At 67.3% G+C, this 14,292-nt stretch carries 14 protein-coding genes and 1 pseudogene; 12 read left to right on the top strand and 3 right to left on the bottom strand.

The window, feature by feature from the left end:
• From G9E11_RS21230 to G9E11_RS16615, 5 genes and pseudogenes are all read left to right on the top strand, one after another.
• Window positions 1-396 (top strand): annotated as a pseudogene (locus G9E11_RS21230) (glycine dehydrogenase (aminomethyl-transferring)); the annotation flags it as partial.
• 12 nt (window positions 397-408) lie between these two features.
• A complete protein-coding gene (gene gcvT, locus G9E11_RS16630) occupies window positions 409-1,557 on the top strand; it encodes a glycine cleavage system aminomethyltransferase GcvT (RefSeq protein ID WP_190607711.1) in 1,149 nt (382 codons plus the stop codon).
• Between the two features lie 418 nt (window positions 1,558-1,975).
• A complete protein-coding gene (gene gcvH / locus G9E11_RS16625) occupies window positions 1,976-2,359 on the top strand; it encodes a glycine cleavage system protein GcvH (RefSeq protein ID WP_111902982.1) in 384 nt (127 codons plus the stop codon).
• Complete coding sequence (gene glyA, locus G9E11_RS16620) at window positions 2,356-3,681, top strand: serine hydroxymethyltransferase (protein ID WP_311764396.1); 1,326 nt, start codon at window positions 2,356-2,358, stop codon at window positions 3,679-3,681. Before gcvH ends, glyA begins: the two co-directional genes overlap by 4 nt.
• Before the next feature lie 200 nt (window positions 3,682-3,881).
• Window positions 3,882-5,279, top strand: coding sequence for an L-serine ammonia-lyase (locus G9E11_RS16615; protein WP_190607708.1), 1,398 nt, complete (start codon window positions 3,882-3,884; stop codon window positions 5,277-5,279).
• A 72-nt stretch (window positions 5,280-5,351) separates the two neighbouring features.
• Here the strand turns inward: G9E11_RS16615 and G9E11_RS16610 are convergent, their stop codons facing one another.
• Complete coding sequence (locus G9E11_RS16610; protein WP_190607706.1) at window positions 5,352-5,933, bottom strand: TspO/MBR family protein; 582 nt, start codon at window positions 5,931-5,933, stop codon at window positions 5,352-5,354.
• 88 nt (window positions 5,934-6,021) lie between these two features.
• Between G9E11_RS16610 and G9E11_RS16605 the strand changes: the two genes are divergently transcribed.
• From G9E11_RS16605 to G9E11_RS16595, 3 genes are all read left to right on the top strand, one after another.
• Window positions 6,022-6,852 (top strand): DNA/RNA non-specific endonuclease, encoded by an 831-nt coding sequence (locus G9E11_RS16605; protein WP_414635202.1) that lies wholly within the window; start codon window positions 6,022-6,024, stop codon window positions 6,850-6,852.
• A gap of 126 nt (window positions 6,853-6,978) precedes the next feature.
• A complete protein-coding gene (locus tag G9E11_RS16600) occupies window positions 6,979-8,052 on the top strand; it encodes a lipid II:glycine glycyltransferase FemX (RefSeq protein ID WP_190607703.1) in 1,074 nt (357 codons plus the stop codon).
• 70 nt (window positions 8,053-8,122) lie between these two features.
• Window positions 8,123-9,619 (top strand): threonine/serine exporter family protein, encoded by a 1,497-nt coding sequence (locus tag G9E11_RS16595; protein ID WP_190607701.1) that lies wholly within the window; start codon window positions 8,123-8,125, stop codon window positions 9,617-9,619.
• 53 nt (window positions 9,620-9,672) lie between these two features.
• Here G9E11_RS16595 and G9E11_RS16590 read toward each other — a convergent pair whose 3' ends face one another.
• Complete coding sequence (locus tag G9E11_RS16590) at window positions 9,673-10,512, bottom strand: siderophore-interacting protein (RefSeq protein ID WP_190607699.1); 840 nt, start codon at window positions 10,510-10,512, stop codon at window positions 9,673-9,675.
• Between the two features lie 15 nt (window positions 10,513-10,527).
• The gene (locus G9E11_RS16585) at window positions 10,528-11,331 is read right to left on the bottom strand and encodes a uracil-DNA glycosylase (protein WP_246468995.1); all 804 of its coding nucleotides are present in this window, start codon (window positions 11,329-11,331) and stop codon (window positions 10,528-10,530) included.
• A 220-nt stretch (window positions 11,332-11,551) separates the two neighbouring features.
• On the opposite strand from G9E11_RS16585, the gene G9E11_RS16580 reads away from it, so the two are divergent.
• The 4 genes from G9E11_RS16580 to G9E11_RS16565 all read left to right on the top strand — a co-directional run bounded on the left by G9E11_RS16580 (window position 11,552) and on the right by G9E11_RS16565 (window position 14,196).
• Window positions 11,552-11,857: a DUF3263 domain-containing protein gene (locus G9E11_RS16580; RefSeq protein ID WP_190608396.1), complete on the top strand. Its 306-nt coding sequence runs from the start codon at window positions 11,552-11,554 to the stop codon at window positions 11,855-11,857.
• A gap of 49 nt (window positions 11,858-11,906) precedes the next feature.
• Window positions 11,907-12,548: a LytR C-terminal domain-containing protein gene (locus G9E11_RS16575; RefSeq protein ID WP_190607694.1), complete on the top strand. Its 642-nt coding sequence runs from the start codon at window positions 11,907-11,909 to the stop codon at window positions 12,546-12,548.
• Window positions 12,549-12,706: 158 nt separating this feature from the next.
• Window positions 12,707-12,910 (top strand): cold-shock protein, encoded by a 204-nt coding sequence (locus G9E11_RS16570; protein WP_146033096.1) that lies wholly within the window; start codon window positions 12,707-12,709, stop codon window positions 12,908-12,910.
• Window positions 12,910-14,196 (top strand): ABC transporter substrate-binding protein, encoded by a 1,287-nt coding sequence (locus tag G9E11_RS16565; RefSeq protein WP_190607691.1) that lies wholly within the window; start codon window positions 12,910-12,912, stop codon window positions 14,194-14,196. The genes G9E11_RS16570 and G9E11_RS16565 overlap by 1 nt, the downstream gene beginning before the upstream one ends.
• Window positions 14,197-14,292 lie beyond the last annotated feature (96 nt).

Genomic DNA, 14,292 nt, shown 5'->3' with positions numbered 1-14,292 from the left:
GAGGACGTGGCCAAGCGCCTGATCGACTACGGCTTCCACGCCCCCACCCTGTCATTCCCGGTCGCCGGAACCCTGATGGTGGAGCCCACCGAGTCCGAGGACCTGGGCGAGATCGACCGGTTCATCAAGGCCATGATCGCCATCCGCGCCGAGATCGACCAGGTGGCCAACGGTGACTTCACCGTGGAGAACAGCCCGCTGCGCAACGCACCGCACACCGCGGCCGCGGCCATCAGCTCCAACTGGGACCGCGCCTACCCCCGCGAGCAGGCCGTCTTCCCCGTTCACACGCTCAAGCAGGACAAGTACTTCCCGCCGGTAGGCCGCATCGACGGTGCAGCAGGCGACCGGAACCTGGTCTGCTCCTGCCCACCGATCGAAGCCTTCGAGAACTGAGGATTCCGCTCAATGACTGAGAACTACACTGCCCTTTACGAGGAGCACAAGAAGCTGGGCGCCTCGTTCACCGATTTCGGCGGCTGGCAGATGCCGCTCAAGTACACCTCCGAGCTTGCCGAGCACCACGCTGTCCGCAACTCGGCCGGCATCTTCGACCTCTCCCACATGGGGGAAGTCTGGGTCACCGGCCCGGACGCCGCCGCGTTCCTCGACTACGCCCTGGCCGGCAAGATCTCCGCGATGGCCGTCGGCAAGGCCAAGTACTCCCTGATCTGCAACGAGGACGGCGGCATCATTGATGACCTCATCGTGTACCGCCGCCCCTCCGAGGGGACTGGCACCGACCGGTTCCTGGTGGTCCCGAACGCCGGCAACGCCAGGGTGGTGGCCGAGGCCCTGGTGCAGCGGGCAGCCAATTTCGATGTCGCCGTCCAGGACGCGTCCGCCGAGACGTCGCTAATCGCCGTGCAGGGTCCCAAGGCCGAGGGGATCCTCCTGCGCCTGGTCCCGGCAGCCCAGCACGAGCTGGTCACCGGGCTGAAGTACTACGCGGCCGTCGAGGTTTCCTTCCTGGTGGGCGGCGCCGAGCGCAGCCTGCTTCTGGCCCGCACCGGGTACACCGGTGAGGACGGTTTCGAGATTTTCGTAGAGAACGACGACGCCGCCGCCCTGTGGCAGTCCATCGTCGCCATTGCGGACGAAGGGGAGCTGACGCCGTCCGGCCTCGCCTCCCGCGATTCGCTCCGCCTCGAGGCCGGCATGCCGCTGTACGGCAACGAGCTCTCGCTCGACGGTGACGCGTTCGCCGCCGGCCTGGGCCCCGTCGTCGCGCTGTCCAAGGAAGGCGACTTCGTGGGCAAGGCCGCGCTGGCAGCCAAGAAGGAAGCCGGTGCCGGTTCCACCACGGGCCGCAAGCTCGTGGGCCTCAAGGGCCTGGGCCGCCGCGCCGGCCGCGGGCACTACCCGGTCCTCAAGGACGGCAACGTGGTCGGCGAAGTCACCTCCGGCCAGCCCAGCCCCACGCTCGGCTACCCGGTCGCGATGGCCTACGTCGACGTCGCCTACGCCGAACCCGGCACGGCACTGGACATCGACCTGCGGGGGAAAACGGAGCCGTTCAAAGTCGTCGCACTGCCTTTCTACAAGCGCACCAAGTAGCTCAACCGCTGGTTGAGCCTGTCCTGCCCCACCGCCTTCGTTCCCGGCTGCGCCCGTCGGGGCTGACATCCTCCGCGTGCAGGACAACCTCGCCGGGTGAGCGCCTTCTAAAGCCAAAGGTGCTGGGGGAGGGCCGCTGACCGCTGGTTGACTTGTCGAAACCCGACAGGCTCGATCGGAGGGGCACAGCAAGTTCAATCATTGGGGGTTGAGCTTGCCGAACCCCCGAGGGCCAGCATCGGTCAGGACATATTTGATCTTTAGAGTGCCAGTGTTCTTTTCAACTGAACACTGGCACGAAGCGGCAGGGCAGCGGATTCCGGAAGCGTGCGTCAAAGCGACGAAGGAGCAGCACGCGGAGGAATTCGGTTTCCGGCCGCTGTACGGAACCACAGCATTTCGAAAGTTAGGAAAAAACATGGCAAAAGTTGCCGCTGAACTGCAGTATTCCGACGAACACGAGTGGGTTCTCCGCGAAGACGGGAACCTGGTCTCGATCGGCATTTCCGCCGTGGCCACTGACGCCCTCGGCGACATAGTTTACGTGGACCTGCCCGAGGTGGGCTCGGCCGTGACCGCGGGGGAGACCTGCGGCGAGGTGGAGTCCACGAAGTCCGTCTCCGACCTGTACTCCCCGGTGACGGGTGAGGTCACGGAAATCAACCCGGTCGTCGTCGAGGACCCCGCCCTGATTAACAGCGATCCTTACGGTGCCGGCTGGCTGTTCAAGGTGGCCGCCGATTCTGAAGGCCCGCTGCTGTCGGCCGAGGAATACGCTTCCAAGAACGGTGGCGAGCTGTGAGCGCCGCACAGGCCGCAACGGCGGCTTTCGAGCAGGTAGTGTCCCCGAGCCTGAACGCGGACCTCGCGGACCTGGATGCGGAGATCGCCGCGAAGATCGACGACGAGCTCGGCCGCCAGCGCGAGGGCCTGGAGATGATCGCGTCGGAGAACCACACCGCCGCGGCCGTGATGCAGGCACAGGGTTCGGTGCTGACCAACAAGTACGCCGAGGGCTACCCGGGCAAGCGCTACTACGGCGGCTGCGAGCACGTTGACGTGATCGAGCAGCTGGCCATCGACCGGGTCAAGGCGCTGTTCGGGGCTGAGTACGCGAACGTTCAGCCGCACTCCGGCGCCCAGGCGAACGCCTCGGTGATGCACGCCCTGATTAAGCCAGGCGACACCATCATGGGCCTGAACCTGGCCCACGGCGGGCACCTGACCCACGGCATGCGGATCAACTTCTCCGGCCGCCTCTACAACGTGATCCCGTACCAGGTCCGCGAAGAGGACCACCGGATCGACATGGCCGAGGTGGAGCGCCTGGCCCAGGAGCATAAACCGCAGCTGATCGTGGCCGGCTGGTCCGCCTACGCGCGCCAGCTCGACTTCGCCGAGTTCCGCCGGATCGCCGATTCGGTGGGCGCCTACCTGATGGTGGACATGGCGCACTTCGCCGGCCTCGTGGCCGCGGGCCTGCACCCGTCCCCGGTCCCGCACGCGCACGTCACCACGTCCACGACGCACAAGACCCTCGCCGGTCCGCGCGGCGGCATCATCCTGAGCAACGACGCCGACGTCGCCAAGAAGATCAACTCCGCGGTGTTCCCTGGCCAGCAGGGCGGTCCGCTGGAGCACGTGATCGCGGGCAAGGCCGTGGCCTTCAAAATTGCCGCGTCCGAGGAGTTCAAGGAACGCCAGGAGCGCGTGCTCGCCGGTGCCCGGATCCTGGCCGAGCGCCTGGTCCAGCCCGACGTCACGGCCAAGGGCATCTCCGTGGTGTCCGGCGGCACCGACGTCCACCTGGTCCTGGTGGACCTGCGGAACTGCGAGCTCGACGGACAGCAGGCCGAAGACCGCCTCGCCGCGATCGACATCACGGTGAACCGCAACGCCGTGCCGTTCGATCCGCGTCCGCCTATGGTCACCTCCGGGCTGCGCATCGGCACCCCGGCGCTGGCCACCCGCGGCTTCGGCGAAGCAGCGTTCGCCGAGGTTGCGGACATCATCGCCGAGGCACTGACCGCCGACGCCGACGCGGACCTGTCCGGCCTGCGCACCCGCGTAGAAGCCCTGGCCGCGGCCCACCCGCTCTACCCGTCAGTAGCCCCGATCAGCTGACCCAGCCGCTTGCTGAGGCCCGTCGGGTGCGGACTCCTCTGCATGCTCGGTCGCGAAGACGCCCGCTGAGCGGACGTGTCGCTCCCTTAGACGCATGCTGCCGGAGTCCCCACCCGAAGGGGCCACATCCCCGGCCATCTCTTGCGGTCCATCCGTCAGCCACCAAGCCACCCCGACCACATGTCTAGTTAGGATTGATTATGGCCGTTGGAGTCTTTGACCTCTTCTCGATCGGCATTGGCCCTTCGTCGTCGCACACCGTTGGGCCGATGCGTGCCGCTGCCGTGTTTGCCGGGGAGCTCAAAGCCTCCGGGAAGCTGGAGCGCGTGGCGTCGCTGCGGGTGGACCTCTACGGTTCGCTCGCGGCAACGGGGCACGGGCACGGCACCATGACGGCGATCCTGCTGGGCCTGGAGGGGTACCACCCGGAGCTGATCCTTCCCGATGAGGTCGAGGAACGGCTGGCGTCCATCGCGGAGTCCGGAACCCTGCAGTTGGCCGGGGCCGTGCCGCTGCCTTACGGCGTGAAGGACATGGTTCTGCGGCCGCTGACGATCCTGCCGCGGCACACCAACGGCATGACCTTCACTGTCTCGGACGCCGAGGGTGGGATCCTGCACAGCGCAACGTTCTTCTCGGTCGGCGGCGGATTCATTGTCCGCGAGGGCGAGGAGGATGCGGCGCAGCAGGAACTCGAGGAATCGAAGAAGGAGCTTCCGCTGCCCTTCCGGACCGCCGCGGAACTGCTGGGCCGCTGCCACTCCAAGGGCCTGTCCATTGGGGACGTCATGCTGGTCAACGAACGCGCGTCCCGGTCCGAGGAGGACATTCGGGAAGGCCTGCTGCACATCTACTCCGTGATGGAGGGCTGCGTGGAGGTCAGCCTGAAGCGCGAGGGGCTGCTGCCCGGCGGACTGAAGGTCCGCCGTCGTGCTCCCGACTGGCACGAACGCCTCCTGAAGGAGGACAAGGACCGGGACCCCAAATACTGGCAGGAATGGGTGAACCTGATCGCCCTGGCGGTCAACGAGGAGAATGCCTCGGGCGGGCGCGTTGTGACCGCCCCGACGAACGGGGCCGCCGGTATCATTCCTGCAGTCCTCTACTACGCGCTGCACTTTGCTCCCGGGATGGATCAGGCGACCCAGGAAGACCGCGACGACGTCGTGGTTAAGTTCCTGCTGACCGCCGGTGCCGTCGGGGTGCTGTACAAAGAACAGGCGTCCATCTCCGGCGCGGAGGTGGGCTGCCAGGGTGAGGTGGGCTCGGCGTCGTCGATGGCGGCCGCTGGCCTTGCCGAGGTCATGGGAGGCACGCCCGCGCAGGTGGAGAACGCGGCCGAAATCGCGATGGAGCACAACCTGGGGCTGACGTGCGATCCGATCGGCGGGCTGGTCCAGGTGCCCTGCATCGAGCGGAACGCCATTGCCGCCGCCAAGGCCATCAACGCCGCAAAGATGGCGCTGTGGGGCGACGGTTCGCACCGGGTCTCGCTGGACGAGGTCATCGTCACCATGCGGGAAACGGGCAAGGACATGAGCTCCAAATACAAGGAAACCGCCATGGGTGGGCTGGCGGTCAACGTCGTCGAATGCTGACCTGGTGGTTGGCCAGTTGAACCCGGTGGTTGAGCTTGTCGAAACCGGGTTTGATCAGCCACCGGCCCGGAGCTAATTGTTGGCGGCCGCCCAGAGGTTCAGGCTCGATGCGAAGACTACCCATGACAGGTACGGCAGCATGAGCAGGCCGGCGGCGCGGCGGATCGGCCCGAACAGGAGCACGGTGCCGGCGACAGCCAGCGCCAGCGCAATGATGATGCCCAGCGCCAGCCAGAGTGCGGCCGAACCCCACGCCGGATACAGCCCGAAGAACACGGGCGTCCACGCCAGATTCAGGGCCAGCTGGACGCCGTAGACGGTGAGTGCCGCCCTGCGCTTCGGGCCGCGGCTCCGCCACACGAGCCAGGCTGCCACTGCCATGGCCACGTATAGCACCGTCCAGACCGGCCCGAACACCCAGTTGGGCGGGGACCACGGCGCCTTGTCCGCCGCCGCGTACCAGCCGGTGACGTTGCTGATGGTTGCCTGCGAACCCAGCCAGGCCACCAGGGCACTGGCCGCCAGGAAACCCAGGAGGGCGGCAAGTTCGACGGCGGTGCGGCGCGGCTTGTGCTGCGCGCCGTCACCGCTGGTGTCCCTGCTGCCGGCGTCTCTTCCGGCTCCCGCGGCCGGCACGCGGTCCGTGCTTTCCATTGCTCTACAGTTGCCAAGGGCGCGGCCGGAGTCAAGGCGGCCAAGTAACTGCGGGCGCCCGAGCTGATTGTCAGGCTGGCGTGCCACCATGGGAACCATGGGCGAAGGCTACGATCCTGGCTTCCTGCGCGAAGCCGTTGGACTGCCGCGGCCGGAGGCGCCCACGGTCCTCCTGAACTACACGCACTTCTCGGTTCGGCTGTTGCCGGCGCGCAGGCTCGCAGCCGTGACAGGCGTCAACATCGACGGAGAAGCACTGGTGCCGCTGGGGCGCGAGGGAACCTGGCACTACGACCCCCGGGTGCCGCAGGGACTCCAGACGGGCCCGGATGTGTACCAGCACAACGACCTGGACAGGGGCCATCTTGTCCGCCGCCTGGACCCGGTCTGGGGCGATGACAGCACCGCGCTGGCCGCAAACCAGGACACCTTCTCATACCCCAATGCGGCGCCGCAGGCAGCTGCCTTCAACCAGGGCAAGGAACTCTGGGCCGGCCTGGAAGACCACGTTCTCCACCACGCCAGCCAATTCGACGCCAGGATCAGCGTCTTTACCGGACCCGTCCTCGACGCCGACGACCTGCCGTACCGGGGCATCCAGATACCGCGGAAATTCTGGAAGATCGCGGCCTGGACCATGGATGGCCGGCTGGCCGCGGCCGGCTTCCTCCTGGACCAGTCCCCGCTGCTGGGCCCGGAGGAACTGGCGAGGATCATCAGGGAACGCCTGCTGGCAGACGAACCACCGCCGCTGGGACCGTACCGGACCTTCCAGGTCCCCATCCCGCAGATTGCCGGGCTGGCCCGGATCGCGCTGACACGCCTGGCCGGCGCCGACCGGTTCACCGCCGGCGTTCCGGAGGGCACGCCGGGAGGGGCGGTCCTGCCCCTCACGGACCTTGGGCAGGTGCGGCTCTGACCAGAAATCAGGTGCCGGTCCCGGATCACGTGCCGCGGCAAGCGGCGCGGGAGGCCGGACGGATAGACTTGAGGCTGCTTCTCCGGCACCTGCACGAAACGTAAGCGAAGATTGGACACGGCACACTTGCGAGAATTCACTGCCCGCTTTGCCACCTCCGAAGAGGTCGCAAACTGGGACTCCCACGTCACCGCGAATCCGAACGGCGGAAACCTGCTGCAGTCGGAAGCCTTCGCCGAGGTCAAGCAGCACTTCGGCTGGAAGACCCTGCACCTCGTCTACGAAACAGCCGACTACACGAGCTACAACCTGGTGCTGGAAAAGAGCTTCCCGCTGCTCGGCAAGCTCTGGTACCTCATCAAGGGGCCGGACGTGGCCGGCGTCGAGGACATCCCCGGCATTGCCGCGGCAAACGCAGAGTTCGTCAAGCGCGCACGGCTGGGCGTCTTCGCCATCAAGATCGAGCCGGACATCGTCCTCAGCGACGCCGCCCGCGGGGTCATCGAGGGGGCCGGGCTGGTCAAGACGCACAACCTGCAGCCCAACGACTCCACGGCCCTGCTGGACATTTCCCCCGAGGAGAACCAGCTGCTCCGCAACCTCCACTCGCGGGGGCGGAACGCCGTCCGCCGCGCCATCCGCGAGGGCGTCGAGGTGCACAACGTCGAGCCCAGCGAGGAAAACTTCAAGGCCATGTATGGCCTGATGACCGACACGGTCCAGGCGAAGTCGCAGGTCCGCGTTCGCGAATACGACTACTACCGCCAGTTCTGGACGAACTTCATCAAGCGCGGCCAGGGCAGGCTGATGTTCGTCTACGAAAACGGCGTTCCCTCGGTGGGCGCGTTCGTGATCAACTACGGCCGCAAGGGCACGTACAAGGACGGCGGATCCCTGCAGAAGCGCAACCAGTACGGCGATTCGCACCTGGTGCAGTGGACCGCGATCAACCAGCTCAAGGAGCTGGGCTGCACGGAATACGACTTCTGCGGAACCCCGCCCAGCGACAAGCTCAAGGACACGTCGAACCCCTTCCACGGGCTGGGGCTTTTCAAGACGAGCTTCAGCAAGACGGTCACGGACTTCGTGGGCTGCTATGACCAGGTCATCAGCCCGCTGAAGTACAGGGCGTGGATTGCTGCCGGCGAACGCTTCGCCCGGCAGCTGTACACGCGCCGCACCGGGCAGCAGTTCTACTGAACCATTGAGCTGAGCCAGTGATTGGCTAAGGCACTGAACTTCTAAGGCACTGACAGAAGGGGGAGCCCTGATGACCAAACAACCCCGCGGCGGCAACCGGCCGCCCACCGACGGGCTGCCCAAGACGGAGCCGCTCACCGCCTCGCAGCTGCACCAGAACGCGGCGGCCAAGCGCATGCTGCGACGCCTGGTGCAGGGGGAAAATCCGCCGACGGCGCCACTGAGCATCGTGGACAGGCTCGCCGGGAGCCCCTACGCCAACCCCATGATCCAGGTGGGCGGGATCGATGAGTCCGCACGCAAGACGATGGACTTTGCGCTGCATCTTGCCGAGTCCATGTTCCGGTACGGTGCCGGCGCCCTCGAGGTCGAAACAAGCATCATTGCCGTGACGGCTGCGCTGGGGCTGAAAAACATCGAGGTGGACATCACCAACCAGTCCGTGGGCATCAATTACGCAGCCAAGGACCAGACGCCCATCACCCTCCTGCGGGTGGTCCGTTCCTGGACGAACAACTATGCGGGGCTTGCCCAGGTCCACCAACTGGTCACCGATATCGTTGCCGGAGGCGTCTGCCGGGACGAGGCCGTCCGCCGGCTCGATGAGATCGTCCGGCGCCCCAAACCGTTCCCGCGCTGGATGGTGACGGTGGCGTTCGCGGTGTTCGCGGCCGTGTTCGTGGCCGTCATAGGCGGCGGACCCGGCGCCTCGGCCGTGGCGTTCGCCTCCAACCTGCTCATCAGCCTGGTGGCCAGGAAGCTGGGCCGCTGGCGGACACCTGACTTCTTCATCACGGCGGCCTGTTCCTTTGTGGTGACGGTCATCGCGCTGCTGCTGTGGAGGTTCGGCAGTCCGGTGGGGATCCGGCTGGCGCCCGCCATTGTGGTGGTGGGCGGAATCCTGCTGCTGCTTCCCACCGGGCGGCTCGTGTCCTCGGTCCAGGACGCCATCAACGGATTCCCCGTCACGGCGGCCGGGAGGTTCCTGTCCACTCTGCTGACGTTCGGCGCGGTGGTGGCCGGGATCGCCGTCGCGTTCGTGGTGGGGGACAGGATCGGCATGGAGCCGATCAGCGTCACGGAGACCTTTCCGCCCGCGTACCCGCTCTGGGTTCAGGTGATCCTGGTGGCCATCGCGGTCGTGGCGATCGGCGTCACGGAACAGACGGACTGGAAGCTGCTGCTTCCAACGGCAGCCGTCGGTGTGGTGGGGCACCTAGCCCTGATAGGCGGCGAGGCGCTGGGCATTGGCCCGCGGTTCTCGCCGGCGCTCGCCGCCGTGGTGATCGGCCTGCTGGCCCGCGTGGTGGCGCTGAAGATGGGCGCCCCGCAGCTGGTGGTCGCCGTGCCGGCCGGTTTGATTCTCCTGCCCGGCCTCACCATTTTCCGGTCGATGTACGTCCTGACCATCGAGGAATCCGAGATCCTGCTCGGGGCCGGCGGGATGCTCAGCGCCGGGGCGATTGTGTTCGGCGTGGCCGGCGGCATTGTGCTTGGTGACACGCTGGCCCGGCCGCTCACGCGCAGCCTGGCCAGCAACGAGCGGCGGCGGTCCCGCCGCCGCTAGGCCCTGCTGGATCTTGCCGGCGTTAGATCTCGCTGGCGTTAGATTTTCCGGCGTTAGATCTTACCGATCGGGAGCTTCTTCTCAGCCTGGAAGACGTCCTCGACGCGGCCCTTGGCCCAGTAGCCGGACAGTGAAACCTGGCTGCGATCGAGGCCGCGCTCGCGGAACAGTACCTCCCGCAGGCCCTTCATGTAGCCGCGCTCGCCGTGCGCAAAAACATCTACCCGGCCGTCGGGCCAGGCGGCATTGCGCACCGCCTCCACCAGCAGGTCACCCTCGCCGGCGGGAACGTCGCCGCGCTGCAGCCAGACCAGCTCGAGCCCGGCCGGGGCGTTGATCGGCTGGACGTCAGCGTCGGAGTCCACCTCGAGAAAGGCCAGGCCCCTGGCATGCGCGGGCAGGGACTCGATGACGGCGGCCACGGCCGGCAGTGCCGCCTCGTCAGCCGCCAGCAGGTACCAGTCCGCCGCCGGATCGGGGTTGTAGCCGCCTCCGGGGCCCGTGAAGATGAGGCTGTCGCCGGGTTCGGCAGCAGCTGCCCAGGGGCCCGCCAGGCCTTCGTCGCCGTGGACAACGAAATCTATGGCCAGTTCGCCGGCGGCCGTATCCACCCAGCGGACCGTGTAGGTCCGGGTGTGCGGCCACTGTTCCCGGGGCATCGTTTCCCGGATGGCCCAGAGGTCCAGGGGCTGCGGGTAGTCCACCGCGGGCTGCGGAAAGACTATCTTGACGTACCGGTCCACGAAGTCGTTGTTGACGTAGTCGGCGAACCCAGCGCCGCCCGCGACGATCCGCACCATGTGCGCGGAAAGCTGCTCTCGCCGGAGGACAGTCAGCGTGACCTGCGGGCGGGATTTTTTCGTGGCGCTGGTGGTGGCCGGAAGGGAAGTCATGCAGGTAAGCCTAGCCTAAGCTCCTTGGCCGGCGCGGAGGAGCGGGACGGCCGGGAGTTCCCAATCCACAGGCCTGCCGCCCTGCTCCGTCAGCAGGGCGTTGGTGCGGCTGAACGGCCGTGAGCCGAAGAACCCCCGCGAGGCGGACAGCGGGCTGGGGTGGGCGCTGGCCACCACGGGGGTGCTGCCCAGGAGGGGGCGGACACCCTCGGCGTCCTTGCCCCAAAGCACAGCCACTAGCGGCGCGGCGGTTCCCTCCGCTGTCCGGCGGCCGACGACGGCGGTCACTGCCGCCGTCGTGATCGTTTCCCAGCCCTTGTTGCGGTGTGACCCGGCGGCACCCTCACGCACGCTCAGCACCCGGTTCAGCAGCAGTACGCCCTGGTCCGCCCAGGCTCCGAGGTCACCGTGGACCCGCGGCGGCAGGTTCAGGTCAGATGCAAGCTCCTTGTAGATGTTGGCCAGGCTGCGCGGGATGGGCCGGGTGCCGGCGTCCACGGAAAAGGCGAGCCCCACAGCGTGTCCGGGGGTTGGGTAGGGATCCTGGCCCACAATCAGGACCCGCACTCCGTTCAACGGCTGCCGGAATGCCCGGAGGACGTTCGACGCTGAGGGCAGCACCCGCTGCCCGTCCGCCTCCTCGGCCGCGAGGAAAGTCAGCACGGACCTCAACTCGGCCTCCACCCCCGCCAGGGCATCGGCCCAGTCGGGTGCCATGAGCTCGCCGAAGGGCAGCCTGGCAAGCTCCGCAAAGTCCGGGCCGGCCGCCGGTGCAGGTTCGAGGTCGAAGAGCGGTTCAGGTTCTGTCACGGGGTCCATTCTCCTGCACCGCTGTCCGAGGCCCACCGCCCTGTCCGTGGAACGGGCCGCCGGTGCCGCCGCGGCGCAAATGACAATGCTGTTATTCCTCCGTAACATAGGGGAGGTACTTTGACCGGATTCAGCTAAGGAGAGCGCAGTGGCCGAGCCGTTGCAGGACCACCTCGCGGAGCGGGATCCAGGGCGGGATCCAGGGCGGAATCCGGAGCGGGATTCAGCGCTGGAGCACGGCCTTCGGGGCGGCTCGCTGCTGGACGACTTCAAGCTCAGGGACTCGCCGCTGAGCGAGCGGGAGCAGCAGATTCTCGCCCTGGAACGGCAGTGGTGGAAGTACGCCGGCGCCAAGGAACAGGCCATCCGGGAGCTCTTCGACCTGTCCGCGACGCACTACTATCAGATCCTCAACGCGCTGATCGATACAGAGCACGCGCTGGCCCACGACCCCATGCTCGTGAAGAGATTGCGTAGACTACGTACGTCACGTCAGCGGGCCCGCACTGCACGCCGCCTTGGATCTGACGCGTAACTGCTAGTGCCGGACTGCCGGCGAAAACCAACAAGGACGCCTCTTCACCATGACTAATTTTGCTCGGGACGAATTCGACAGGGTGCCTGAGGTCTCCTCCCGGCAGGGCGTACACCGCGCTGCCTCCGCGCCGTCGCGCCCGAAGTTGTGGCCCATCCTTTCCGTGGGATTCGCGGCGCTCGCCGTCGGCCTGGTCGCTTTCCTCCTGCTGCCGCAGCTGGGGTTCCAGCCCGCCCTCACGCCGCCCCCCGCCGCCGCGGCGGCCGACACGTCTGCTGCGTCGGCCGGCCCCACGGCGACGCCCCCCGCAAGTGCGACGCCCAGCGCCACCCCGTCGGCCTCGGCGTCCGCCTCCGAACCGGCTCCGCCCTCCGCGCTGGAGCCCGCCGCCTCGGAAACCATTGCCCCAGCAGCGGTGGACAAGTCGCAGCCTGTCGCCATTTTCAACGGAACGCTGACCTCCGGACTCGCCGGACGGGTAGGTGCCACGGTCAAGTCCGATGGCTGGGTGCTCGGTGAGGTGGCCAACTGGCAGGGCGCCCCGCAGCAGCAGTCGGTGATCTTCTACTCGGACGCTGCCCACCGTGCCAATGCCGAGGCGCTCAGCGCGTTGCTGAACATCCCCACGCTGGTGGAGAGTGCCGACTTCCCCACGCCCGTTGCCGTGGTGCTGGGCCCCGGCTACGAGTAGCCATCCCGGTTACGCCTGAATAACTATTGCCTCCGCGCGGGGCCGCTGGTCTGCGCCTCCACGGGCCTGACTCGATAGAGTGATGGCAGGCTTCAAGGCGTAATTCACAGCACACATCGACGTGGGCCTTACGGAAGCAACCTGAAAGTGTGGGGATCATGGCATTGGGAACCGTGAAGTGGTTCAACGCGGAAAAGGGCTACGGCTTCATCACCGTTGACGATTCAGGTGACGACGTTTTCGTGCACTGGTCCGCCATCCAGACCGACGGGTTCCGGGCGCTGGACGAGGGCCAGCGCGTGGAGCTGGAAGTGGGCGAAGGCGAAAAAGGTCCGCAGGCCGAAAAGGTCCGGCCCGTCTAGTGGTACGCGCAGGTCTCAGGGTTTCTGCCGTCTGGGGCGCCGCCGGCTGGTGTGCCGCCGCTGTGCTGGCACTTGCCGCCTGCTCCGGGTCCGGGGACAACGCCCGGACGGCCCCGGTTGAAGCCAGCGGCGACGGGACCCTGCGGATCGGGCTGATTCTCGACAACACCGGACCGCAGTCCTTCCTGAACGCCGCCCAGCTGGCCGCCGCCAAGCTCGCCGTCCAGGAGATCAACGCGGCGGGCGGGCACAAGGGCCGGCCCGTGGAGCTGCTGCCCGCAACCACCGGGGGCGACACCGCTGCACAGGCCCGGGAACTCGCCGATGCCAAAGCGGACGTCGTGATTGGTCCCACCGATTCCAGCCGGGCGCCCGCCGCCATCGACGTGCTGTCCAAAGCCAGGATCACGCTCATCTCTCCCGCCAACACGGCTCCGGAACTCAGCAGTTACAAGAGCGGGGGCTACTACTTCCGCACGGCGGCGGCTGACATCGCACAGGCTCCCGTCATGGTGAAACTAGCCAGGGATGCCGGAGCAAAAAGCCTCGCGGTGGTCTACGAGGACGGCACCTACGGCCAGGCGGTGTCTGCAGCAGTGTCCGCCTCCGCCCAGGCCAGCGGGCTGAACCCCGTCACCGTCTCCGGCTTCAAGCCGGGCGAGGCACAGCAGTCTGCTGCCGCCGCCCGCGACGCGGCACCGGACGCCGTCGTCGTTCTAGCCCGGGACGGTGCGCAGGACGCCATCGCCGAGCTCACCAACGCCGGGCTGCCGGGCACCAAACTCATCCTGGGCGACGCCGCCTTCAGGCAGTACGGGGCCGCTCTCGGATCGAAGTCGCTCGAGGGGGCTCGCGCCCTGGTGCCCGGAGTCTTCCCCTCGGCGCACTTCCAGGCTGAACTCGTGGCCATCGATGCGGGCCTCAAGGACACGACGTTCGCGGCCGAGACCTATGACGCCGTGAATCTGGCGGCCCTGGCCGCCGCTGCGGCGGAGGACGACGCCGGTGCCTCCATCGCCGGTACGCTCATCTCCGTCTCCGGCGGCACTTCGGGCAGCCGGGCGTCCGCCTCGCGGTCCGGCCAGCCGGCCGTCTGCTCGACATACAAGGACTGCCTCGCCGCCATCCGGGATGGGAAGCCCATTGACTACGACGGGGAGTCTGGCCCCGTCCGCTTCGACGCGAACGGAGACGTCACTGCCGCCCGGTACATGGTGTTCACGTACGGAGCCGACAACAAAGCCAAGCTCACGGGAAGCGAGGCCGCCGGCAGGTCTGCTGGCTGATTCGCTGGCAGCGAATACTCTCCCTGTTCGCGGGATTAACAACCACATCTGCTTGCACTCTCCCCGGGGGAGTGCTAATTATTGATTAGCACTCCA

The sequence above is a fragment of the Arthrobacter ipis genome (assembly GCF_014694315.1).
Lineage (GTDB): Bacteria > Actinomycetota > Actinomycetes > Actinomycetales > Micrococcaceae > Arthrobacter > Arthrobacter ipis.
This window is presented reverse-complemented; position numbering and strand designations above follow the sequence as displayed.

Coding starts and splice junctions, on each gene's coding strand:
- gcvT (WP_190607711.1), top strand. CDS start 409: ATGACTGAGAACTACACTGCCCTTTACGAGGAGCACAAGAAGCTGGGC.
- gcvH (WP_111902982.1), top strand. CDS start 1,976: ATGGCAAAAGTTGCCGCTGAACTGCAGTATTCCGACGAACACGAGTGG.
- G9E11_RS16615 (WP_190607708.1), top strand. CDS start 3,882: ATGGCCGTTGGAGTCTTTGACCTCTTCTCGATCGGCATTGGCCCTTCG.
- G9E11_RS16610 (WP_190607706.1), bottom strand. CDS start 5,933: ATGGAAAGCACGGACCGCGTGCCGGCCGCGGGAGCCGGAAGAGACGCC.
- G9E11_RS16605 (WP_414635202.1), top strand. CDS start 6,022: ATGGGAACCATGGGCGAAGGCTACGATCCTGGCTTCCTGCGCGAAGCC.
- G9E11_RS16595 (WP_190607701.1), top strand. CDS start 8,123: ATGACCAAACAACCCCGCGGCGGCAACCGGCCGCCCACCGACGGGCTG.
- G9E11_RS16590 (WP_190607699.1), bottom strand. CDS start 10,512: ATGACTTCCCTTCCGGCCACCACCAGCGCCACGAAAAAATCCCGCCCG.
- G9E11_RS16585 (WP_246468995.1), bottom strand. CDS start 11,331: ATGGACCCCGTGACAGAACCTGAACCGCTCTTCGACCTCGAACCTGCA.
- G9E11_RS16575 (WP_190607694.1), top strand. CDS start 11,907: ATGACTAATTTTGCTCGGGACGAATTCGACAGGGTGCCTGAGGTCTCC.
- G9E11_RS16570 (WP_146033096.1), top strand. CDS start 12,707: ATGGCATTGGGAACCGTGAAGTGGTTCAACGCGGAAAAGGGCTACGGC.